The 22,997-nt window shown below is 59.5% G+C and carries 21 protein-coding genes; 9 read left to right on the top strand and 12 right to left on the bottom strand.

Going from position 1 to position 22,997, the window contains the following annotated elements:
* Positions 1–176: 176 nt before the first annotated feature.
* Positions 177–545 carry a DNA-directed RNA polymerase subunit omega gene (rpoZ, locus tag DevBK_RS07930; RefSeq protein ID WP_061907277.1) on the bottom strand — a complete coding sequence of 123 codons (369 nt, stop codon included), beginning with the start codon at positions 543–545 and terminating at the stop codon, positions 177–179.
* A gap of 215 nt (positions 546–760) precedes the next feature.
* Here rpoZ and DevBK_RS07935 point away from each other — a divergent pair, with 215 nt between their 5' ends.
* On the top strand, positions 761–1,312 hold the full coding sequence (locus DevBK_RS07935) for an NYN domain-containing protein (protein WP_061907056.1): 552 nt from the start codon (positions 761–763) through the stop codon (positions 1,310–1,312).
* Positions 1,313–1,476: 164 nt separating this feature from the next.
* On the opposite strand, the gene smpB is transcribed toward DevBK_RS07935, so the two are convergent.
* Both smpB and dapA read right to left on the bottom strand, forming a co-directional pair.
* A complete protein-coding gene (gene smpB / locus DevBK_RS07940; protein WP_062631071.1) occupies positions 1,477–1,977 on the bottom strand; it encodes an SsrA-binding protein SmpB in 501 nt (166 codons plus the stop codon).
* Positions 1,978–1,983: 6 nt separating this feature from the next.
* Entirely contained in the window at positions 1,984–2,859 is an 876-nt protein-coding gene (gene dapA, locus DevBK_RS07945) for a 4-hydroxy-tetrahydrodipicolinate synthase (RefSeq protein WP_156352166.1), read from the bottom strand.
* A 239-nt stretch (positions 2,860–3,098) separates the two neighbouring features.
* Between dapA and DevBK_RS07950 the strand changes: the two genes are divergently transcribed.
* Complete coding sequence (locus DevBK_RS07950) at positions 3,099–4,025, top strand: alpha/beta hydrolase (protein WP_317185049.1); 927 nt, start codon at positions 3,099–3,101, stop codon at positions 4,023–4,025.
* Here DevBK_RS07950 and DevBK_RS07955 read toward each other — a convergent pair whose 3' ends face one another.
* Both DevBK_RS07955 and DevBK_RS07960 read right to left on the bottom strand, forming a co-directional pair.
* Entirely contained in the window at positions 4,026–5,663 is a 1,638-nt protein-coding gene (locus DevBK_RS07955) for an OmpA family protein (RefSeq protein WP_317185050.1), read from the bottom strand.
* 208 nt (positions 5,664–5,871) lie between these two features.
* Positions 5,872–7,293, bottom strand: a complete 1,422-nt coding sequence (locus DevBK_RS07960) for a hypothetical protein (protein WP_317185051.1) — start codon at positions 7,291–7,293, stop codon at positions 5,872–5,874.
* A gap of 403 nt (positions 7,294–7,696) precedes the next feature.
* On the opposite strand from DevBK_RS07960, the gene DevBK_RS07965 reads away from it, so the two are divergent.
* Positions 7,697–8,437 carry an SDR family oxidoreductase gene (locus tag DevBK_RS07965; RefSeq protein WP_317185052.1) on the top strand — a complete coding sequence of 247 codons (741 nt, stop codon included), beginning with the start codon at positions 7,697–7,699 and terminating at the stop codon, positions 8,435–8,437.
* Here the strand turns inward: DevBK_RS07965 and nagA are convergent, their stop codons facing one another.
* The 3 genes from nagA to DevBK_RS07980 are packed head-to-tail and all read right to left on the bottom strand — an operon-like array spanning position 8,438 to position 11,408.
* Positions 8,438–9,598, bottom strand: a complete 1,161-nt coding sequence (nagA, locus tag DevBK_RS07970; RefSeq protein ID WP_317185053.1) for an N-acetylglucosamine-6-phosphate deacetylase — start codon at positions 9,596–9,598, stop codon at positions 8,438–8,440.
* Complete coding sequence (locus DevBK_RS07975) at positions 9,595–10,623, bottom strand: SIS domain-containing protein (RefSeq protein WP_317185054.1); 1,029 nt, start codon at positions 10,621–10,623, stop codon at positions 9,595–9,597. The genes nagA and DevBK_RS07975 overlap by 4 nt, the downstream gene beginning before the upstream one ends.
* Positions 10,620–11,408 carry a GntR family transcriptional regulator gene (locus DevBK_RS07980; protein WP_317185055.1) on the bottom strand — a complete coding sequence of 263 codons (789 nt, stop codon included), beginning with the start codon at positions 11,406–11,408 and terminating at the stop codon, positions 10,620–10,622. The genes DevBK_RS07975 and DevBK_RS07980 overlap by 4 nt, the downstream gene beginning before the upstream one ends.
* Before the next feature lie 191 nt (positions 11,409–11,599).
* Between DevBK_RS07980 and DevBK_RS07985 the strand changes: the two genes are divergently transcribed.
* Positions 11,600–12,496: an N-acetylmuramic acid 6-phosphate etherase gene (locus tag DevBK_RS07985; RefSeq protein WP_317185056.1), complete on the top strand. Its 897-nt coding sequence runs from the start codon at positions 11,600–11,602 to the stop codon at positions 12,494–12,496.
* 159 nt (positions 12,497–12,655) lie between these two features.
* On the opposite strand, the gene DevBK_RS07990 is transcribed toward DevBK_RS07985, so the two are convergent.
* Complete coding sequence (locus DevBK_RS07990; protein ID WP_317185057.1) at positions 12,656–15,076, bottom strand: glycosyl hydrolase 2 galactose-binding domain-containing protein; 2,421 nt, start codon at positions 15,074–15,076, stop codon at positions 12,656–12,658.
* A 139-nt stretch (positions 15,077–15,215) separates the two neighbouring features.
* Here DevBK_RS07990 and DevBK_RS07995 point away from each other — a divergent pair, with 139 nt between their 5' ends.
* Positions 15,216–15,689, top strand: coding sequence for an SRPBCC family protein (locus DevBK_RS07995; protein ID WP_317185058.1), 474 nt, complete (start codon positions 15,216–15,218; stop codon positions 15,687–15,689).
* Positions 15,690–15,833: 144 nt separating this feature from the next.
* Here the strand turns inward: DevBK_RS07995 and DevBK_RS08000 are convergent, their stop codons facing one another.
* The 3 genes from DevBK_RS08000 to DevBK_RS08010 form a co-directional block, all read right to left on the bottom strand.
* On the bottom strand, positions 15,834–16,934 hold the full coding sequence (locus DevBK_RS08000; protein ID WP_317185059.1) for a M24 family metallopeptidase: 1,101 nt from the start codon (positions 16,932–16,934) through the stop codon (positions 15,834–15,836).
* 134 nt (positions 16,935–17,068) lie between these two features.
* Positions 17,069–18,652: an ABC transporter substrate-binding protein gene (locus tag DevBK_RS08005; protein ID WP_061907069.1), complete on the bottom strand. Its 1,584-nt coding sequence runs from the start codon at positions 18,650–18,652 to the stop codon at positions 17,069–17,071.
* Positions 18,649–19,323 (bottom strand): XRE family transcriptional regulator, encoded by a 675-nt coding sequence (locus tag DevBK_RS08010; RefSeq protein ID WP_317185060.1) that lies wholly within the window; start codon positions 19,321–19,323, stop codon positions 18,649–18,651. Before DevBK_RS08010 ends, DevBK_RS08005 begins: the two co-directional genes overlap by 4 nt.
* A 129-nt stretch (positions 19,324–19,452) precedes the next feature.
* Between DevBK_RS08010 and DevBK_RS08015 the strand changes: the two genes are divergently transcribed.
* From DevBK_RS08015 to DevBK_RS08030, 4 genes are read left to right on the top strand one after another with little or no spacing between them, the layout of a single operon-like run.
* The gene (locus tag DevBK_RS08015; RefSeq protein ID WP_317185061.1) at positions 19,453–20,526 is read left to right on the top strand and encodes an ABC transporter permease; all 1,074 of its coding nucleotides are present in this window, start codon (positions 19,453–19,455) and stop codon (positions 20,524–20,526) included.
* Positions 20,526–21,428, top strand: a complete 903-nt coding sequence (locus DevBK_RS08020) for an ABC transporter permease (RefSeq protein WP_317185062.1) — start codon at positions 20,526–20,528, stop codon at positions 21,426–21,428. The genes DevBK_RS08015 and DevBK_RS08020 overlap by 1 nt, the downstream gene beginning before the upstream one ends.
* Positions 21,425–22,258 (top strand): ABC transporter ATP-binding protein, encoded by an 834-nt coding sequence (locus DevBK_RS08025; RefSeq protein WP_317185063.1) that lies wholly within the window; start codon positions 21,425–21,427, stop codon positions 22,256–22,258. The genes DevBK_RS08020 and DevBK_RS08025 overlap by 4 nt, the downstream gene beginning before the upstream one ends.
* Positions 22,255–22,986 carry an ABC transporter ATP-binding protein gene (locus tag DevBK_RS08030; protein WP_317185064.1) on the top strand — a complete coding sequence of 244 codons (732 nt, stop codon included), beginning with the start codon at positions 22,255–22,257 and terminating at the stop codon, positions 22,984–22,986. The genes DevBK_RS08025 and DevBK_RS08030 overlap by 4 nt, the downstream gene beginning before the upstream one ends.
* Positions 22,987–22,997 lie beyond the last annotated feature (11 nt).

Genomic DNA, 22,997 nt, shown 5'->3' on the forward strand with positions numbered 1-22,997 from the left:
AACTGAGTCAAACGCGACCAAGTGAGAGCTCAGTGCCCGCTAAAAAAACACCCCCGGCTTTCGCCGAGGGTTCTTTAATTCTATGCGCTTGGCTCGGCCATTCGAGCATAGCTCTCATGGCCTTCTCGCCTTAAATTGCTCCACCGGAGCAATTTCCCCTGCGGTACGGCTCGAAGTTAGTCGTCGCGACGTTCTGGCGGCGCAAGGCTCTCGATGCCGCGGAGAAGTTCTTCTTCGCTGATCGTGTCGAAATTCATGGAGTCATCGTCGCCCGAGCCTTCGAGCAGCGGAGCGGCATGGCTTTCGGGTTCGTCGACTTCGACATACTTCTGCAGCGAGTGGATCAGGTCCTCGTGCAGGTCATCAGGAGAGATGGTGCCATCGCCTATTTCACGCAGCGCAACGACAGGATTCTTGTCGTTGTCGCGCGAGACGGTGATCTGAGCGCCGGAGGAAATCATGCGCGCACGATGAGCGGCCATGAGGACGAGGTCGAAGCGATTGTCGACCTTCTCGATGCAGTCTTCAACGGTGACGCGTGCCACGAACGTCTCCAAACTTGTGGGGATGAACCGTCCGCATACACCAGGTTAACGCTGCTGGCAAGGGTAACGGGCATAGCCCGCTTGCATTGTTTCTCACCGAAAAATATATGAGGCCGATAATTAAACCTGGATTACCCTGCGCCCTGGCCTAAAACAGCTGCTGCGCCGTCGTATTTTCAAGACCATGTATTTTTTCATTTGGGGACATTCAAATCATGACGGTAGATCCGCGGGAGAAAATTGCGCTCTTCATTGATGGTGCTAATCTCTATGCGACGTCCAAGGCGATCGGCATCGATATCGACTACCGCAAGCTTCTCACGGAGTTCGGCAGCAAGGCCTATATGCTGCGCGCCAACTATTATACGGCGCTCGTGGAAGATCAGGAATATTCCTCGATCCGGCCACTGATCGATTGGCTCGACTATAACGGCTATACCGTTGTCACCAAGCCAGCCAAAGAGTTCACCGACGCTCTCGGCCGCCGCAAGATCAAGGGCAATATGGACATCGAACTCTGCGTCGATGCGCTGGAACTGTCCCCCTTCTTCGACCACCTTATACTCTTTTCAGGCGACGGCGATTTCACCGCTCTCGTGGCTGCCCTGCAGCGCAAGGGCAAGCGGGTGACGGTTGTCTCGACGCTGACCACATCCACGCCGATGATCTCGGACGATCTGCGCCGCCAAGCCGACTTTTTCCTTGATGTCGCAGACCTGGCAAAGACCGTGGGCCGGCCGCAGGTGCAGAGGCCGGTTGAGGTTTGAGCCTCTCCACACGCAACAATTCTCTCTTCGCGCCTTAATGCTGATGGGCGTGCCCACCCCGTCACAAATTCATTCTGCGTAAGCGAGAATTCGATTTGAAACAGAGATCCCCGCTTTCGCGGGGATGACGGGTGTTTGACGATATGGGGGGCGACGGCAGCAGCCTAACCGCGTCCGCCCTCTTTCATGATGCGAGACCTGTCGCGATTCCAGTCGCGATTCCTCTCGGTTTCGCGCTTGTCGTAGTTCTTCTTGCCCTTGCCGATGCCAATCAAAAGCTTGGCGCGGCCCTGGTCATTGAAGAACAGCTTTAGCGGTACGATGGTGTTGCCAGCGCGCGAGACTTCGGTTTCGAGGTGTGCCAGCTGCTTTTTGGAAACCAGCAGCTTACGCGGGCGCTTTTCGACGTGATTGAAGCGATTGGCCTGCAGATATTCGGGGATGTGGCAATTGATCAGCCACAGCTCGCCCTTTTCCGGCGACGCATAAGACTCGGTGATCTGCGCCTTACCCAAGCGGAGCGACTTGACCTCTGTGCCGGTTAGCACGAGGCCCGCTTCCATGGTTTCACCAATGGCGTAATCGTAGCGCGAGCGGCGGTTTTCAGCCACAAGGCCGTGGCTGATCACACCGTTTTTCTTCTTGTCGTTCTTTGCCTGTACCATGAGGGCTTAGATAAGACCTGCATGGGCAATTGCAAAGTCCATCGCGTCCTGCGTTGGCTTGCTGATAGGAGTCAAAGGCAGGCGCATTTCATTGGCGCAGAGATTGAGGCGATTTGCGACATACTTGGCCGGAGCGGGATTGGGCTCCATGAAAAGGTCCTTGTGAAGATAGGACAGCTTTTCATTGATGGCGCGCGCAGCCTTGAAATCGCCGGCCAACGAAAATTCCTGCATCTGAGAACAGAGGCGCGGCGCAACATTGGCGGTGACCGAAATGCAGCCATTGCCGCCATGGGCGTTAAAACCGAGCGCGGTGCTATCATCGCCCGAGAGGAGGATGAAATCCTCGCCGAGCTTGACGCGCTCCATAGTCGCCCGCTCCAGACTGCCCGTCGCATCCTTGACGCCGATAATATTGGAATGCGCATCGCGCAGACGAACGATTGTGTCGACCGTCAGGTCCACCACTGTGCGCCCCGGCACACTGTAAAGGATGACCGGGATGCCGATAGCCTTGGCGACTGCCGAAAAATGTTGGAAGAGACCTTCCTGGTTCGGCTTATTGTAATAAGGCACGACAGACAGCACGGCATCAGCGCCGCACTTTTCAGCGAAGCGGGCGAGATCGACCGCTTCCGCAGTCGAATTGGAGCCGGCGCCGGCGACGACCGGCACGCGCTTGTTAGCCACTTCGACGCAGATTTCGACGACGCGACGGTGTTCCTCGTGGCTGACGGTCGGGCTTTCGCCTGTCGTGCCGACGGGAACGAGGCCATGCGTGCCTTCGGCAATCTGCCACTCGACAAAGCTGGCGAAGGCTTTCTCATCCACAACCCCATCACGGAGGGGAGTGATGAGCGCCGTAATCGAACCTCGCAGCATTTTGTCGGTATTCCTCAAATTGCCCGGCCAATCCGGGTCTATCGCAGAGAGAGGCGTGCAGTTACCCCTCAGGACGCGCACCATACTTTTTGTTTCGCCGTGTCACAAGGCGCATGGCGGCGGTGTTTTAGCCATCCTAAAAAGCTGCTGCGCAAATGCATCAGCGACTTGCACGAGCGGTGCCAGCGGGCGCAAATGCGCCAGGTGTTGAAGAGGAGGTTGCATTGGCAAGGAAACGAGTGATCCCAGCAGATCACAAGCCTTTTGCGGCATTTCCGGTTCGACTTATCGAGACTCGCGCGGCCGGCGTCCATGCGGCTGTGCATGTCAGTGGTTCGCTTTCAAACACCGCCATGCCGCTTGTCTGTCTGCCTGGCCTCCAACGCAACATGAGCGACTTCACCGACTTTGCCAGTTACTTCAATCGCGCCTCTGACAATGCGCGTGCGCTTGTTTTGATCGATCTTCCGGGCCGCGGCCGAGCCGACGACAGGGTAAAAGCCGACCACTACAACACCTTGGCCGATGCCAGAGACGTAGCCGATATTCTTGCAGCACTTGGAATTCCGCGGGCGATTTTTCTGGGTCAGGGGCAAGGTGGGCAGGTCGTTCTATCGCTAGCCGCTGAGCATCCGCTGCTGATTGGCGGCGTGGTGCTGCTCGATTCTGGGCCCATGGTCGATTCCCGCGGTATCGTTCGACTTCGAAACAATCTTGCGCATCTTTCTTCGCTGAAGGGTAGCCAGCGCGTGGCGTCTGGATTTCGGCGGATGCTGGCCGGCGATTATCCCGAGCTATCCGAAGATGCGCTCGACGCGCTCGCCCTGCGCAGCCATTTCATCGACAAGCGCGGGCGCGCTCGACCACTTTTCGACGAAAAGCTCTTGTCGCAGCTTGAGAACATCGGCGTTGACGACGTTCTGACGCCGCAATGGCCCTTGTTCGACGCGCTGGCTTCGGTGCCGGTGATGCTTCTCCGGACGCAACTCACCGACCAGTTGCGGCGCGAAACATATGACGAAATGGTTCGACGCCGTCCCGATGCGCTGGCATTGACGATCGCCGGCCAGGGGTCCCCTGCCCTGTTCGATCAGCACGAAGAGATCGAGGCGGTGCTGCGCTTCGTCACTGATGTGACAGCCATCAAGAAGAAGCGCGCTGCCTGATCACTGGGGCTGGCGTACAGACACCACAATGCGCCGGTTTTGAGCTTTGCCAGCCTGGGTATCGTTATCGGCAACAGGCTGCGCGTCACCATAGCCGATGGCGTAAAGCCGGCTCGCATCGACACCCAAAGCAATCAGGGCATTAATGACGGCTTCGGCGCGCGAGACGGACAGCGCCAAATTAGCTGATGCCACACCGTCGGAGTCCGTATGGCCAGCAACGTCGAGCGCTGCGCTGGGACACTGGTTGGCGGCAGTGGCCATCGCGCGAAGGATGACGTCGGTTCCTTCGGCGAGGACGGCCGCACCGGATTTGAACAGAATGCCGTTTTGCGCGGACAGTTGACTGAGCGACGCGCTGCAAGCCGCTATGTCGTCTGCATTCAAGACAGGCGGCGTCGCTGGAGCGACTGAGGTTGCGACGTCAACTTCCGGGTTCGCGAGGATTGGTTCGGCAGTTGCGGTCGGCGTACTCGCTTCGGCATCAGCGGGTACAGGCTGATCTGCCGGGGCATCCGGATCTTGCGCTGCCACGCTGGATTCTGCTGGAGCACTCACTTCTATGGTCCAGCCATCAAAGGCGGACATTGCTTGTGTGATCTGCTGATCCGCTTCCGAGCTTTCACCTTCACCGACGATCGACCACTTGCCGTTTTCGTAAGAGACCGTGCCCGCATTCAGCAATGTCAGTGCGTCAGCAGCCGCGAGCGCCTCGGTGATGAAACCGTCCGGTGCGTTGTCAGCGATGGAAGCTTCATCTCGGAGTTGATTCCCAAGACGGAGCGCGATGACGCGCTTGAAGGCTTCTGTTGGGACCGCACCTGTCATTGTGATCGCGCCAGTGTCGCTTTTCTCAAGCCGCCAGTTGAATGCAGCCGCTTCAGGCGCAGGGTCACTTAGGGCAAGGCTCCAGCCGCCTTCTGCCATCCGGTCATCGGAGAAACTGGTTCGTATGGCGTTCGCATCGGCGGCGCTTTTGGGCGCGCCTGAAATAAGCCACGAGCCGTTTTCGAGCTTCACCTCACCCGTTTGAAGCCGATCAAGGAGGGAGAGCGCCTCATCGACAGCGCGTTCGAAGTTGACAGGCTCACCCGAGGCGAAGCGGAGCGTTGAACTGGACCGCGGTCCGACGGCAGCAAGAACGCGTTGTTCGAAACTAGGCTGCGGCACGAATCCGGAGGCAACAACCGACCCATTTCCTTGCTTGCGCAAACTGAAGGTATAGTTTTTTTCGAGAGGAGCAGTGACCTCGGACTTTGCAAGGATCAAGCCTGACGCCGGCTTTGGCGCCTGCGGTCCTGTCAGACCTAAAAAGTCCGCTTGAGTGGCAGCAATGCCGCTGAGGGTTATGACATCGTCGCGGAGGGCAAACCGCCCTTCGCTCATACGACCGAGTGCCGAGAGACCGAAGGCAACCGCGGCGTCGTAGCCGGCTGGTGCGCCGCTACCAAGTTTCAGGAATGACACATCGACCGACGGAGTTTGAGCGAAACTGGTGCGGGCAGCGTCGCTTGGTGCATATCCATCGAACACCAGTATTCCGTTTGGCTGCCGGGAAATACTGACCCAATAGTCCTGAACGACCGGCGGAGGAACAGTCACGACCGACGACTGCGCGACAACAGGCGCCGCAGCCACAGCAAGAGCAAAACCGAGCGCAAGGATGCTAGGCGCCGCGAGGTGACGGATTTTGCTCTTCATGACGATTCCAATGAGTGACGCAACTGCCTGACGCTAAATCAATTACCCGCCCCGAAAAAGGCAGCGATCGGCAAAAGCGCAGACTTTCAAAAGCAGAAAGGCCCGGCTTGCGCCGGGCCTTTCCAATTGGAAACCCAGACTTCGATTATTCGAAGGACTTGGCAGCCTTGAAAGTGACCTTGTAGGCCGATTCCGAGTTGACTTCGCCCTTGACGGACGAGGTGAAACCGCCGCCTGGAGCCCAAGCGAGTTCAGCCGAACCGTAGAACACGTTGTCGTTTGCGAAGGCAGCGTTGTCAGCGATGGCGTTACCGAAGTAACCACCGACTTCACCGGTGACCTTGATGGTCTGGGTGACAGCAGCAACGATCTGAGCAGCAACCTGCCAGGTCGATTTGTCCGCGTTCACGCCAGCAGCGGTAACATCGTCGAAGAAGTAGCGAGCGCCGAGGTTGATATCAACGCCTTCAGAAACGTTCACGCCAACCGAACCGCCAAAGCCGTAGTCGGTGTAATCACCAGCAGCGCCGCCGGTGTTGTTTGCAACTTCACCCGACAGAGCGATCTTGAAGAGGTCAAACGTGCCTTCAACGCTCAGCAGCGCATTGAGGAGGTCATTGTTACCATTCTGCGTGCCGAATTTGAAGTTATCCCAGTAGGAAACTGCGCCACGAACCTTGAATGCATCGAACGTACCCGTGGCACCAGCATGGACAGCCCACGACTCAATGTTGCCATCGAGGAGTCCGAAGCCCAGACCAGTGACGTGTGCAGTGAGGCCCTCGCCAGCGTAAGAGACCACCCCAACGAGGGTGCCTGCGCGAGCAATATTAACAGCGTTCTGAAGACCGCCAGAGCCGAAGTTTGGCGTCTCGTCGTTTAGATTCTCAAGACCCGCGCCCACGCGAACGCCGTTGCCAAGATCAGAAACTACCTGAATCGAGTGACCACCGAGACCGGTATAGTCGCCGTCGATACCAACACCCTTGCCATCGATACCGTCCGAGCTGAACAGGCCGAGGAAGTTGAACGGAGCGTCATCGCCGAGTTCCGCGATCGAGCTCTTCTTACCGGCCATGAGGACAGTGGTGTCACCGACAGAAACATAAGCTTCATCGATGTAGAGACCAACGCGCTCGCCGTCATTGTCAACGCTATTTACGCCAGCAACGCCGTTAACATTGCGATAAACACGGGTGAGATCGACTTCCTTGATCTTGATAACTGCCTTAGCAGGGCCGAAATCAGAGTCAGCGGTACCGACGGCCTTCAGCCAAGCTTCAACCTTGGTTGCCCAGTCAGCGGCACCATCGTCAATCGAGATCGCACGGTTGCTGTCAAAAGTTGCAGCGACGGTACCTTCGGTGCGGTAATCACCGTAGTTGAATTCATAGGAAACGCCGCCCGAGAGCTGCAGGCAGTTGGTTTCGGACGAGATGGTCAGGCCCGAAAGACCGAGAGCGTCGCAGACGTCCAGCGAGGTGAGGACGCCCAGATCGGCGGCAAAGCCAGCGGTCGAGAGACCAGCGGCGGCAACAGAACCGAGGATAAGGCTCTTGAGTTTCATTAGTTGACCTCCAAAGTCAGTCATTTTGGTGCCGGTTACCCAGCGGTTTGTCGTAACGCGACCACACTATTCGTGGTGCAGTGTGTTGCCGTCGCGTTGCGACCGACAAACGATCCCATGCATGGATTCGCAAGACCCACTCTACGCATGCCGGAATTGGACGCAATCGAACAAAACGCCATTTTGGCCGCCACAATATGGTTGCGTTTCGGATGTTGCAGATTCAGCACACAGATCGAAACCTTCTGGTAAGATTTGTGAACCTGTCGTTAAAAACCCCGGACTCTCGGGGGTTTGCAGCAAGAAACCCGAAACTCCTTGTACCCCGGACCCATGATTTGACAGAGCGGCCCTAGTCCATGAGACATGGCATAACCATGGCCGCTATGTGGAGAAGAGCGCGATGAGCACGACAGGAATTGCATTGGTTACCGGGGGCACATCAGGAATCGGGCGGGCGGTCGCCTCAGGCTTGGTCACTGCAGGTTGGCAGGTCATCATCTGCGGGCGGCGCACCGAGCTCGTCGAAACAGCGATGTCGGAAATACGCGTTGACGGTTTTGTCTGCGACGTTACGGACCCGGACGCGGTCGCAAGCATGTTCGCGCAGATTCGTCAGCGGCACGGGCGGCTTGATCTGGTCTTTAACAATGCCGGCCGCTTCGCTCCAGCCAAGATTTTCGGGGATCTCGACGTCGCAACCTGGCGCGAGATGATCGACACCAATCTCAACGGCGCCTTTTACGTTGCGCGCGAGGCGTTCCGACTGATGCGGGAGCAAACACCGCAAGGGGGGCGTATCATCAATAACGGATCAATCTCCGCACATGCGCCGCGCCCACAGGCCGCGTCATATACTGCATCCAAGCATGCCATCACGGGGCTCACCAAGGCGATATCGCTCGATGGTCGGACATTCGACATTGCCTGCGGGCAAATCGATATCGGTAACGCGGCAACCGACATGACGAGCCAGATGAATTCCGGCTCCTTGCAGCCAAACGGCGAAATGATGCCGGAGCCCACATTCGACCTCCAGCATGTGGTCGACGCCATTACCTATATGGCAAGCCTGCCGCTTTCCGCGAACGTTCAGTTCATGACGGTGATGGCGACCAAGATGCCCTATATCGGGCGCGGCTGATCAAGCTTGAAACGCTTTTACGCCATTGATCCAGGTCGAGCGGATTGAACGCTCCTCAGAAAGGTGAACGAAACTGCCGACGGCGCCCTTCAGAAGAGTGCCATGGGCATCTGCAATGTTCATAGATTCTGCGGGATAAAGCGATGCCATTCGGAGCGCTTCGCCTGGGTCCAGGCCAATTGTATCGATCATGAAATTGACGGCGTCGATCATGTCGAGGTCTGCGCCGGCCAGGGTGCCGTCGGCCAAGCGTAGCGCACCATCTGAGCGCGTGATGGTTCGTCCGTTGAGGGTCAGTGTTTGTATATCGGTGCCGGTTTGCGACATGGCGTCGGTGACAAGAAAAATGCGCCCGTCCCCTCGCTTCCCGCGCAGGGCAATACCGATGCTACCAACGTGAACGTGGATGCCGTCAGCGATCAATCCAGCGAAGATGTCGGGACGATCGAGCACCGCACCGACAAGCCCCGGCTCGCGGTTGCCGATCTGACTCATAGCATTGAAGAGATGCGTAGCCATGGTTGCGCCTGCGTCGAACGCGGCGATCGCCTCGTTATAGCTTGCGTCCGAATGGCCGAGACTGACGACGGCGCCCGCTTTGACCAGCTCCTCGATTTGTTGGGCAGAGACGGTTTCAGCGGCAACAGTACACAGAAGGTTCGGCAAATCTGTTGCCGCAGACTTGAGCCGAGCGAGGTCGGCATCCGTCATTGCCCGGATGAGTGCGGGGTCATGGGTGCCTTTACGCGAAATCGCGAGGTGTGGCCCTTCAAGATGAAGCCCCAGAAATCCAGGCACATGTGCTTGAGCCGCCGCCTTGCCCGCCGCTATAGCGGCCTCGTTGACCTCGACGGTATCCGTAATCAAGGTCGGCAAAAGGCCAGTCGTGCCAAATTGCGCGTGCGCGGCACATATCGTGCGGATGCCGTCAATCGATGGATCGTTGTTGAGCAGGACGCCGCCACCGCCATTGACCTGCAGGTCAATGAAGCCCGGGACGATCATGCCCCCATCAAGCCGAACAGGCTCCGCATTGGTCGGAATATCGCTTGCACGCGCGATGCCAGAGATGTAGCCAAACTCGATCAGCAGCGCAGCATCGTCATGCCAATCTCGGCTATCGAAGATGCGGGCGCCAGAAATGGCGAGAAGATCGCTCATACCGTTTCGGTCACCTTCTTCAGCGCCGGCGGCACGTCAGGGTTGAGACCACGATGTCGAGACAGGGCCTCGACGAAGCCATAGAACGAAACTATCAGCGACAGCGGATCAGTGATCGGATGTCCTGTTGCTGCGAATGGCAGACCCTTGGCTGCACCGGGTCGATCGCTGGTGAGGAAGGACAAGGCGCCCTGCCCGGCCAGTTTGTGAGCCATGTCAGCCACCGACACTTCGGCCGCATCGCGGGCGGCAAGCCCGAGCACGGGATAGCCGGGGGTAACGATGGCAACCGGACCATGCATGACTTCGGCGGCGCTGTAGGATTCTGCCTGAATGTTGCAGGTTTCCTTGAACTTGAGCGCGGCCTCATTGGCGATGGCAAAGCCTGGCCCGCGCCCAAGGACGTAGAGCGCATTGTGCCTGTCGAGGGCGCCGATGAGCTCAGACCAATCGCAGGCGACTGCCTTGGCGAGACTTTCCGGCAATGCATCGATCGCGCGAGACAGTTCGGCATCGCCGCTCCAGCGCGACACGAGCGCAAGCCCGGCTACCACGGACGTCACGAAAGTCTTGGTGGCCGCCACGCTCTGCTCGAGCCCGGCATGGAGATCAACGGTAAAATCGCTTGCTTCAGCGAGAGGGGAACCAGCCGTGTTGGTGATGGCGATTGCCGTTGCACCGCTGCGACGCGCTGACTGCGCCATGCCGACAATATCGGGGCTCTTGCCGGATTGGGAAATGGCGATAGCGGCAGCGCTCGGAAGACGCAGATCCTTGCCATAGATCGAGGCAATGGATGGACCGATGGAGGCGACCGGCAGGCCCAGGGTAAGTTCGATGGCGTATTTCAAATACGAGCAAGCGTGATCGGAGGAGCCTCGGGCGACGGTCACGACGACTGCTGGGTTTTCTTCGCGAAGGCGTTTCGCTGCGGCGTCGAGCGTACCGGCCGACTGGCTGAGGAAGTTGGAGACGACCTGAGGGATCTCGTTTACTTCACGGCGCATGTGGGTCTGGGTGGTCATGGCTTGCTTGCTCCGTTCGGTATGCCATCGCCGAGCCGAAGTTCGGCGACAAAGTCATAGGTGTCGCCCCGATAAATGGAGCGGGTAAATTCGATGACGCGGCCCGATGGCAGATAGGACGTGCGTTCGATATTGAGCCCAGCCGATCCGACCGGCACCTGCAAAAGGTGTGCATCGTCTTCACCGAGATTGGCGGCGCGGATGCGCTGGATAGCGCGAGTGGGCCGATTTCCAGAGAGATCGAGGTGCTTATAAAGAGAATCGCCGATCGCGACCGGCTCAGGAAGTATCGTGCCGGATAGGCTGGCACGTTCGATGGCGAGGGGTGTTTCTCCGGTCAGGCGCAAGCGCGCGATCCGCGCAACCTTTTCGCCTGAGGACAGGCCGAGAATGACCGTTTCTTCGGGGGACGGCACATAGAGACCGCGATCGAGCCACTCGGCATGCACTTCCATGCCGCGACGCGCCATATCCTCGGTGAATGAGGTGAGCTGAGACAGGGACTGTTCCACGCGCTGCGTGGGCGGGGCGACAAACGTGCCGGAGCCGTGGCGCTGAACCAGAACACCTTCCTGGACCAATTGCGTCACGGCCTTACGGACTGTGACCCGGGACACATCGACTTTTAGCGCCAGATCGCGTTCAGACGGTAGAGCGTCGCCGGGGTTGATGGCGCCATTGTTTATTGCATCCTCTATCCAACGCTTGAGCTGGAGATAGAGCGGACCGGACTGCGAAAGCGCAATGGGGCGATCAGAGAAGAAGGCTTCATAGGCTTCAGTCATGCTCCCCCCGGTAATTAAATACCAATGAAATACCATTGGCAGAAGCTAGGCGCCGATCAGGTCGCCCCAAAGGTCGGACGCTCCATGATTTTGCTGCACAAGTTAAGCTAACGAGCCTTTGGCGTTATGCCAAGTGGACCACAACTGGACAAGTGGTATTTTTTTGGCATTATCCGGGCATGGAGCAATCAATGTCATCACGCCGCACCGAAAATCGTCACGCCGCTGCAACGGGGCTCGACACTCGACCGCCCGAAGAGGTGCTGGATGTCTTGGCAGAAGGGCAAGCCAAGGCTGCGCTGAGCGTGCGTTCGGCTGTAGCAGATCTGGCGCGCGCCGCCACACTCGCAGCGGAAACGATCGAGGCAGGTGGGAGGCTCGTCTACGCGGCGGCAGGCAGTTCGGGCCTGATGGCTTTGGCCGATGCACTGGAACTGCCTGGCACGTATGGAATCAGGCGAGAGCAGATCGTTGTCTTATTGGCTGGTGGGGCCGATGCGCTTGTGAACATGACAGGCGGCCCGGAGGACGACGGCGACGCAGCGCGACAGGCCATTGAGACATTGCAGCTCGATAGCCGGGATTGCGTGATCGGCGTTACTGCTAGTGGCCAGACACCCTACCCCGTTGAGGCATTGCGTACGGCGAAGGAGCGTGGGGCGAAGACGATCGGCTTTGCCAATAATGTCGGGACGCGCATTCTCGAAATCGCAGATGTGGGTATCTGCCTGCCAACGCCGCCTGAGGTGATTGCCGGATCGACGCGCATGGGGGCAGGCACTGCGCAGAAGATCGCGCTCAATATGCTTTCAACCATGATGGCTATCCACCTCGGCCATGTGCATGACGGCTACATGGTGAATGTGGTGGCGGACAATATTAAGCTGCGAGAAAGAGCGAAGGGTATTGTTGCGGCTATTTCGGGGGCCAGTGCTGAACGCGCTGCGGCGGTGCTGGAGACGAGCGAGGGAGCGGTAAAACCGGCGGTGTTGCTGGCCGCTGGCGCGGCAGACCTCCGCACGGCCGAAGCGATGTTAGCTGAGCACAAGGGACATTTGCGGCCGGCTCTGGCTGCACTGCAAGGCTGAGCCACTGCGTCTATTCAAATGGTCAAGTAGCCCTCATCCTGAGGTGCTCGCCACAGGCGAGCCTCGAAGGACGAGGGCGTGCACCGATATTTAAGTGCCACGCCCTCGTGGTTCGAGGCTTCGCTACGCTGCGCACCTCACCATGAGGACTGCTGAGGGCTACCTCAATTGATTGGCACACCGGAAGACGGGCGCGCTCGACAGCGTCTTTGCGTCCAGCTCTATGAGCGATCGAACCATAAAGACATGCCCCTGCCCCGGCAGTAGTGTGAGCAGCATATCGTCGATTTCTGCGTCCGGATGAAGGCGATCCACAAAGAGGCAGATGTCCTTGAGGAAGCTCTCGGCCGCCACTGTCACTTTCCAGCTTTCGTCCGCGCGTTCGACCGTTAGGCTGAACTTTGGTTCGGGCAGCGCGAGGTCGATGTCCTCGGCAAAATAGTAGAAGGCCGTGCTGTCGTGCATTGTGGCGACAAGCAGTTCGTTGGATTTGTCGCTGGGCGTCGCAACATCGGCGGGGATCGGGAGTTCGGCCGCTGAAAGACGATCTGCGCATAGGCGCCAGTGGGTCCATTCTGCGAGGACCGTGCCGTCGAAGCGGAGGCGCTTGATGGTAACGGGACCGCGCCAGAAGAGCGTGCGTTCGTTGATTGCAATGACGCTGAGGCCTTCGCCGCGTGGTTGGATGGTCAGCAGGTGCGGATGATAGACGGCTCGGAGCGCGTACCAGAGCGGTTTCAAGCGCCCATAGCCGTCAATCGCGGCCCAAGAATTGACGGGCCAGCAGTCGTTCAATTGCCAGACGATGGCGCCCATATTGCGGCCGCGATGGCTGCGCATGTGTTCGATGCCGAACGTGATGGCGCGAGCCTGATTGAGCTGCGTGGCGAAGTGCCAATCATCCATATTTTGCGGTTCGGGCAAGTGGCCCTTGAGACCACGCAAAAGCTTGTCGTTGCCGATGGTCGCCTTTTGGTGATGCCAAACGCCGGGCGACGTCGGAGTCAGCGGATTGTCGTGGACCGATTGGATCAGCGTTGCCCACGTCGGCGGAGCTTGCCAGCCAAATTCGGAGCAGAAGCGCGGGACAGAGTCGGCGTAATGCTCGTAGCCGATCTCGTTCCAGACATCCCAAAGGTGGGTGCAGCCGTGGTCGGGATCATTGGGGTGGATGTCCATCGAGCCCGAATAGGGGCTGCCAGCCCAATAGGGTCGCGTCGGGTCGAGTTCGGCGACGAGGCGCGGCAAGAGGTCGAGATAGTAGCCGAGGCCCCACGTTCGGCCATCAAGCGCTTCCTGCCAGCCCCAATCGAACCAGCCCCAGATATTCTCATTGTTGCCGTTCCAAAGCACCAGCGAGGGATGCGGCATGAGGCGGACTATGTTGTCGCGCGCTTCGGCTTCGATTTCGGCGGGGAGATCGCCTTCTTCCGGATAGGCGGCGCAGGCGAACAGAAAGTCTTGCCAGACAAGCATGCCCTGACGGTCGCATTCCTCGTAGAAGGCGTCAGTTTCATAGATGCCGCCACCCCAGACACGGAGCATGTTGATGTTGGCAGCCTTCGCCTGGGCGATCCGGGCGGCGTAGCGCTCAGGCGTGACGCGCGGCAAGAAGCAATCGTCGGGGATCCAGTTAGCGCCGCAGATATAGACGGGCACATCGTTGATGACGAAGGTGAATGGAGCGCCTTCGGCATCAGGCGTAGTGTCGAGGCGGAGGGAGCGGAAACCGATCTTTCGCTGCCAGGTGTCCAAGACGGTATCACCAGCGAGCAGCTCAATCGCCAGGTCATAGAGCGGTTGATTGCCGAGACCGGTGGGCCACCAAAGTTGAGGGCTGGGAATGGTTAGTTCCGCAAAGCCGGCCGGCAACGTGACCGTTTCGCCAGCGACTGAGACGCGCAGCATCAGGTCGGAAGTGGCGCCTTCTATCTCGGCGTGGATGCGTACGTGGCCGTCGGCGCCCTTCAGGGTGATTTCCGAACGGATCGCACCGAGACGCGCTGTTGACCAGGACTTCAGCGTGACGCCCTGCCAGAGACCTGCCGTGACCAGGGTGGGGCCCCAGTCCCAACCGAAATTGCAGGCCATCTTTCGCATCAGGTTCGCCGGGCCGGGATAGTTGTTCGGCCGTGGCTCATAGATGTTGTCGAGCGCTTCGCCGCGTGTCCAGGCGGATTGGAAGGTGACCGCGAGGTGGTTTTCCCCGGCACGCAGATGATCGCGAACAGCGAAACGGTAGGTCCGGTTCATGTTGGCGGTTTCGCCGAGCGTGACGCCGTTGAGCACGACGGTCGCGAAGGTGTCGAGGCCTGCGAAGACGAGGTCGACGATTTCGGAGCCGTCATCGGTCCAGTCGAATGTCGTCTCGTAGCGCCAATCGCATTTGCCGACCCAGTCGACGGCGATTTCGTTGAGATCGAGATAGGGATCAGGAATGAGGCGAGCGGCGAGAAGATCGGTGTGGACCGTGCCCGGCACGGTCGCGGGGATCGTGCTGGGGAGGCCCGGTCTGGCACTTGGACCGTCGAGGCAGGTTAGGGTCCAGCCGCTGTTTAGCACTTGTTCGTTTCGCGCCATGTCCTACTCCTCACCCACTCGACGACGCTTCCATACAACAGAAGTTTGGCGGTCCGGACGAAATTTTCAGTTGGAAATGTCGAAGCACCTGTGGCCCTTTCGTCGCCAGGACAGATCCAACCCAACAGAGGGCATTCAAATGAGCAATGACACTATCGATACCGACCGCGACCTGGTTCTGACCCGCCTGATCGACGCGCCGCCGGAAACTGTCTATCGCTGCTGGACCGAGCCGGCACTGATGACACAATGGTTTGCGCCAAAGCCTTGGTCGACGCCACGGGCGACCGTCGACCTCCGCGTCGGCGGTGGCAATGTGGTGGTGATGGCTGACGAGGCGGGCAATGAATATCCCAATCCCGGCCAATATCTTGAGATCGTACCGAACAAGAAGCTGGTTTTCACTGACGCCTATGTCGGCGACTGGAAGCCTTCGGCCAAGCCGTTCTTTACCTGCTCGCTGACCTTCGAGAACGAAGGCGGCAAGACGCGGTATACGGCAGTCGCGCGGCACTGGAATAAGGAAGACAAGGAGGCCCACGAGAAGATGGGGTTCCACGAGGGCTGGGGCATGGTTGCCGCGCAGCTTGAGGAAGTCGCGAAGGGGCTTTGATCTTCACCTCTCCCTTTGGGGAGAGGTCGACGCGTAGCGGCGGGTGAGGGGGCCCTTTGGCAATCCCCTGCCCGCTTGAAGGCCCCCTCACCCGGCTTGTTACGCAAGCCGACCTCTCCCCCCAAAGGGAGAGGTGAAGAAAGATCAACCGGCAGCCACGGCCGTGCGCGGCATCTCGGAAAATATCTCCGCCTTACCATCACGGATGATGACGATTTCTTCCAGCCGCAGGCCGAACTGGCCCTGGAGATAAATCCCCGGCTCGATGGAGAAGACCATGCCTTCGTCGAGCACGGTTTCGCTGGTGCCGGTGATGTAGGGCGCTTCATGCACGTCGATGCCGAGGCCGTGGCCGGTGCGGTGGAGGAAATTGGGGCCGTAGCCGGCATTGGTGATGACGTCGCGGGCCGCCCTATCGACTTCGCTGGCTTTGGCGCCGGGAACGGCGGCTGCGATGGCAGCTTCGACGGCGCGGTCTATGATCGAGTGGATCTGACCGTAGCCTTCCGGCGCCGATTGGAAATAGCCCATGCGGGTCATGTCCGAGGGGTAGCCATCGAGACGGCAGCCGGTATCGATCAGCACGGCATCGCCGGATTTAAGTTGGGTCGCGCCGGTGTGATGATGTGGGAAGGCGCCGTTGGGACCGAAGCAGACCGAGCAGAATTCGGTTGTAGCGCCATTGGCCTTGTAGAAGTCGCCGATGAAGGCGGCGACGTCGAGTTCGGTCATGCCGGGCTTTAGGGCGGCAAAGGCGGCAGCGACGGCGCGATCGTTGAGGAGATGCGCGGCCTTGAGGCGCTTATATTCGTCCTCGTCCTTGCGCGAACGGAGATAGCCGACAGTATCCTGGGTGAAGCGGCGCTCTGAGTCCGGTAGGGCATCGAGCAGCAGCAGCGAAAAATCGGTGCGCATGGTTTCGTCGAGAACGATCGACGGGTTTTCGCGGGAAATGCCCGTGGCGTCGATCAACTGTTCGAGTGCGGCGCTTGGGCCATCGGCATCGGCCCAAGGGAAGAAGGGCAGATCGGTGTACTGGCGGGAGCTATCGACGTTCAGCGCTGGCATCAGGAAGCCGGCATAGGTCTGGCTCACGAGCAGCATGACCGGACGCTCATCGCCATGGGGCGAGAGATCAGCAAGCCAACGCATGTGGCTCGAGGGGCCGATGGCAACGAGATCGGTCGAGGTCTCGGCCATGCGGCGGCGGAGATTGGCCATGCGGGTGGTGAGCGTGGGATTCATGACGGGCTCGCGAAGTTGGAAAAGATGGGCGGAGCCGAGCGGGAGGAGGATGCCCGGCTCCGCAGGCGGCGGCACGAGGGACTTGTCGCCGCCAAGGATGGTCGCGGAGTTTGGGCTCCGCGACGCCGTTCGGATTAGTTCTTGGTCACGAGGCGATAGTAGACGAAGTCCGAGGTCGCGCCGTTGACATAGCCTTCCACATTGTTCGCCATGGCAATCGTGAGGGCGGCCTGGAACATGATGACGATCGGGCTTTCGGCCTGAACCTTCTTCTGCAGATCGACATAGAGCTCGTTGCGCTTGGCCTGATCGGGCTCGGCGAGAGCAGCATTGACCTCGTCGTTCATTTCCTGGGGCACGGCCCAGGCGTTACGCCAGGTCGTGGTTGCAGTGTAGTTGTCGTCCGCATTGTTCGAATTATAGGCGAAAGCCTTGGCGTTCGAATGGGGGTCCATGAAGTCCGGGCCCCAATAGAGCAGCATGGCCTGGTGGGTACGCTCACGATACTTCGTGATCACCTGAGCGCCGGTGCCGGGCAGGATTTCGAAGTTGATGCCAGCCTCCGAGAAACCAGCCTGCAGCGACTGGGCAATGTCGGTGAACGGGGTCGAATTGATCACGTCGAGGGTGACGTTGATCGGAGTTTCGACACCAGCGTCAGCCAGGATTTGCTTGGCCTTTTCGACGTCGTAGGTGAACGGAGTTTCGTCATAGGAACCCGGGAAACCCTTGGGCCAGAAAGCCTGGTGCTTTTCCATCTGGCCCTTGAGGAAAGTCTCGGTCATCCCGTCATAGTCGACGAGGTAACGCGCGGCTTCCCAGATGGCCGGATTGGTCAGCGAGTCGGTCTTCTGGTTGAACGACAGGAAGTGGACGGCGGCCTGCGGATAGGTCTCGACCTTGACGTTCTCGCCGAGACCCGAGATCTGGTCCGGGGTCAGGTTCTTGGCGATATCGACGTCGCCCGAGGTCAGCAGAAGCTGCTGGGTGGCAGCTTCGGCGACGTGACGGATGAGGATCTGCTTCATAGCGGGGACGCCACGGAAGTAGTTCTCGTTGGCCGTGAGACGCACGAGTTCAGCCGGGCGGTAGTCGGTCATCACGAACGGACCAGAACCAGCCGAGTTGGTGTTGAGCCAGGCATTGCCCCAGTCTTCGCCTTCGACATGCTGGGAGACTAGAGCTTCGTCGACGATCGAGGCCGGGCGGGCAGCAAGGACGTTGAGCACGAAGGCGGAGGCGAAATCGCCATCCCACTTCACGGTGACGGTGTTGCCGTCAACGGTGACCATGTCGTCGATATTGTCGACGGTCCAGCCGAGCTGGGTCAGGATGAAAGCGGGCGTCAGGTTGAGCGTGACGACGCGCTTGAAGGAATAGAGCACGTCTTCGGCGCGGACCGGATTGCCCGAGGCAAACTTTGCGTCGCGGATGGTGAAGGTGATCGACTTGTTGGCGTCGTCAGCTTCCCAGCTTTCGGCAATGCCGCCGACGAGCGTGGAGGTGTCTTCGGCTTCGTACTGGACGAGGCGGTCATAGACATTGGTGTTGATCTCGCCGGCCGAGAATTCATAGGCCTGGGCGGGGTCGAGCGCGACGATATCGTCGATGTTCTGGGCGATGACGAGGGCATCGGCCGGGGTGGCGGCATAGACGGCGCCAGCTGCCAGCGGCAGGCTGAGCGCAGTCGCCAACAGGGCGGCGCGGAAAATCTTCATGTGCGTTTCTCCTTTGGAATGACTTTTTTGCGGACCGGCTTGTTGGCGCCGGTTTTGGATTTCGCTGCGACCTGGCGCGCGGGGCGTGCGGTGGAGCGGAAAAGGGCGAGCGTGCCGGTCCATAAGAGCTTCGCCGGCCGATCGGTGTGATTGGACCAAGAATGGGGCCGGTTGCCACGGAAATGGAGGCTGTCGCCCGCATTCATCACCATTTCCTCGCCATCGAGGCGCTGGGTGATCGCGCCTTCTAGCACGTAGAGGATTTCTTCCCCCTCGTGGGCGACGGTTTCAGACCGATAGCCCGGCGGCACGCTCATGACGAAGCTGGACAATTGATTGCCGGGAAATTCGGCGCCAAGGCGCTCATAGACGATGGAAGAGCCATCGATTGAGAAGCGATTGCGCTCCCCTGCCCGCGTCAGCGCATTGTGCGGCGCCGGAGTTGCGACAAAGTAGTCGATGGAAACACCGAGCGCCCGCGAAATCTGGGCGAGCGTGCCGAGCGAGGGCGTGGCATGATCGCGCTCGACCTGACTGAGATAACCGACCGAAACTTCGGCGGCGGCGCCAAGATCCATCAGCGTCATTTGCTGCTGGCGGCGACGGGCACGAATGAGCGCACCCACTTTCGGGTGCCCCTCATCCTCTTTTGCCAAAGCGTTTTGCGCCATGCGTCCCACCAAAATTTTTTTGATATAAGCAAAGTTTCTTGTATGGTGGAAGTGAAATGTGAAGGTTTTGCAATCTGCAGGAGAGTCAGCCTGCGGCAATAAAACCTTGTTATTGCGAGAGGATTTCGCATGACAACTGACCAGTCGGCGTTACCCTCGCCCGCGCCTCGAAATTTTACCAGCAAGCGTACAAAGCGACGCGCGCTGGCCATTGGCGGCTTTCTCGTTACGCTTTTCCTCACCTTTTTGGGGCTGCTCGCCATCACCTTCTTCATCGGCCGGGTGATCCCGATCGATCCGGTGCTCGCAGTGGTTGGCGACCGGGCAACGCAGGCGCAATATGATGCCGCCAAGATCGCCATGGGCCTCGATCGGCCGCTTTATGAGCAGTTTTTCACCTATGTGGTGAACGTCTTTTCCGGCGATCTTGGTCGCTCGGTTTCGACGGGCCGGGCAGTTGCGGATGATCTCAGCCGGTTCTTTCCAGCCACCTTTGAAATGGCGACGCTCGGCATTTTGATTGGGGTCGCGCTCGGCGTGCCGCTCGGTGTCACCGCAGCTGCGCGGCAGGGCTCATGGCTTGATCAGGCCATTCGTGTGGTAGGGCTGCTAGGCTATTCTGTGCCCGCCTTCTGGCTCGGGCTCGTAGGCCTTGCCCTCTTCTACGCACGCCTACGCTGGGTGGGTGGCCCCGGCCGTCTCGATATTTTCTTCGATGGCCTCGTGACGCCGATCACCGGCATGATCCTGATCGACAGCCTTATCCAGGGCGAGTTCGAGATCTTCATGAATGCGCTCTGGCACATCATTCTGCCGGCGTCCGTGCTGGGCTTTTTCAGCCTCGCCTATATCGCCCGGATGACGCGCAGTTTCATGCTCGACCAGTTGAGCCAGGAATTTGTCACCACGGCGCGCGTCAAGGGCGTGCCGGAGCGGATCGTCATATGGCGCCACGCTTTCAACCCGATCCGCGTTCCACTGATCACCGTCATTGGCCTCTCCTATGCCGGGCTGCTCGAGGGCTCGGTGATGATCGAGACCGTGTTCTCCTGGCCCGGCATCGGCAACTATCTCACGACGGCCCTGCTCAATGCCGACATGAACGCGGTGCTCGGCTCGACGCTCGTCATCGGCGCCGTCTTCATCGTCATCAATAAAGTTTCGGACGTGCTATACCGCGTCCTCGATCCGAGGGCTCGCTAATGACGACGCGTGACTGGCTTCTCGCCGATTCTCCCACCTCGCGATGGCAGGCCAATGCCGGCCGGACTTATCGAGTCTTCACTGCCCTCCTCCGCAATCCGCTTTCGGTGCTGGGCGGGGTGATCATCCTCGTCCTCCTGCTGACGGCTCTGTTTGCCCCGTGGATTGCTCCATTTTCGCCAACCGGACAAAACCTCAGCCAGCGCCTCCTGCCGCCGTCCGGCGTCAACTGGATGGGCACGGATGAACTCGGCCGTGATATCTTTTCGCGCGTCGTCTGGGGTTCGCAGATTACCCTCACCATTGTCTTGCTGGTTGCACTGATCTCGGCGCCGCTGGGGCTGCTGATCGGCGCCATTGCCGGCTACTTTGGTGGCTGGGTCGACAAGATCCTGATGGGCTTTACCGACATCTTCCTGTCGCTGCCAAAACTGATCCTGGCGCTGGCTTTCGTCGCGGCGCTCGGGCCGGGCATCAACAATGCCATCATCGCCATCGCTATCACCTCGTGGCCGGCCTATGCGCGTATCGCTCGCGCCGAGACGCTGACCATCCGCAATGCCGAATATATCTCGGCCGTCCAGCTTGCCGGCGGCGGACCTATCCGCGTCATCGTGCAACACATCCTGCCGCTTTGCACCTCGTCGATGATCGTGCGCGTGACGCTCGACATGGCCGGCGTGATCCTGACTGCGGCGGGCCTTGGCTTTATCGGCCTTGGCGCGCAGCCGCCGCTCCCTGAATGGGGCGCAATGATTTCGCGTGGCCGCACCTTCATTCTCGATCAGTGGTGGGTCGCGACCATGCCGGGCTTTGCCATCATCATCGTCTCGCTCGGTTTTTGTTTTCTTGGCGATGGGCTGAGGGATGTGCTCGACCCAAAGAGCGAGGGCAAGTCATGAGCACGCTACTCGAAGTCGAAAATCTCCGCGTCAGCTTCCCGATCCATTCCGGCCGCGTCGAGGTCGTGAAGGGACTGTCCTTCACCCTTGGCCGCGAGCGTCTAGGCATCGTGGGCGAGAGCGGGTCGGGCAAGTCTATGACTGGCCGCTCGATCCTTAAACTCATCCGCAAGCCGGGTGAAGTGACCGCCGACAAGCTGCGTTTTGAAGGGATCGATATTCTCGACCAAAACGAAAAGCAGATGCGCGCCATTCGCGGCGCGCGCATTTCCATGGTCATGCAGGACCCAAAGTTCTCGCTCAATCCGGTGATGACCGTGGGCGAGCAGATCGCTGAAGCGCTGGTGACGCACCAGAAGCTCGGCCGCAAGGAAGTGCAGCAGCGCATTCTCGATATGCTCGTCGCCGTGCGCATCAACGATCCCGAGCGCGTAGCTAAACTCTATCCGCATGAAGTTTCAGGCGGCATGGGCCAGCGCATCATGATCGCCATGATGTTGATCCCTGAGCCGGAACTGCTCATCGCCGACGAGCCGACTTCGGCGCTCGACGTTTCGGTGCAAGCGCAGGTGCTCGACATCATCGATGATCTCGTCACGCGCAAGGGCATGGGCCTGATCCTGATCAGCCACGATCTGGCGCTGGTGAGCCGCTATTGCGACCGCATTCTGGTGATGAATTCGGGCCAGGTGGTCGAAGAATGCGCGGCCGGCCAGCTCGATCAGGCTGAGCACCCCTATACCCGCGGGCTCCTCGCCGCCATGCCGGTGATCGACGAAACACGCGACGAACTCCCGGTGCTCGACCGGACACTATGGGCGGGCACATGAGCGCACTTAACTTTAAAAACCTCGACATTTCCTATGGCGACACCAAGGTCGTCCACCAGGTGAACCTTGACGTCGCAACCGGCGAAAGCTTCGCGCTTGTCGGCGAAAGCGGCTCGGGCAAATCGACCATCCTCCGCGCCATTGCCGGGCTCGCGCCGGAATGGACCGGAGAAATTTCGGTGTTGGGCCAGCCACGCAATCATCGCGTCGATCGCAATGTGTCGCGCCAGGTGCAGATGGTGTTCCAGGACCCCTATGGGTCGCTCCATCCACGCAAGACCATCGACTCTGCCCTCTCCGAGCCGCTCGCCATTCACGGCATCGGCAATCGCGGCGAGCGGGTCGAAGCGGTGCTCAAGCAGGTGGGTCTCGACCAGCGTTTTCGCTTCCGTTTCCCGCATCAGCTTTCGGGCGGCCAGCGCCAGCGCGTGGCTATAGCCCGCGCGTTGATGCTTGAGCCCAAGGTGCTGCTGCTCGATGAGCCGACTTCGGCGCTCGACGTTTCTGTACAGGCAGAAATCCTGAACCTCCTCAAGCGCCTCCGCCGGGAGCAAAACCTCACTTTCCTCATGGTGACTCATAACCTTCCCGTCGTCAGCTTTCTCTGCGATCGCCTCGCCGTGATGCGTCACGGCCGGATCGTCGAAATTGCCGACGTCGCCCAGCTCAAGCAAGGCGACCTCAAGGAGCCCTATTCGCGCGAACTGCTCGCCGCGACGGCCGCCTGATATTTCATGCT

Source organism: Devosia sp. BK, from assembly GCF_032907385.1.
Taxonomy (GTDB): domain Bacteria; phylum Pseudomonadota; class Alphaproteobacteria; order Rhizobiales; family Devosiaceae; genus Devosia.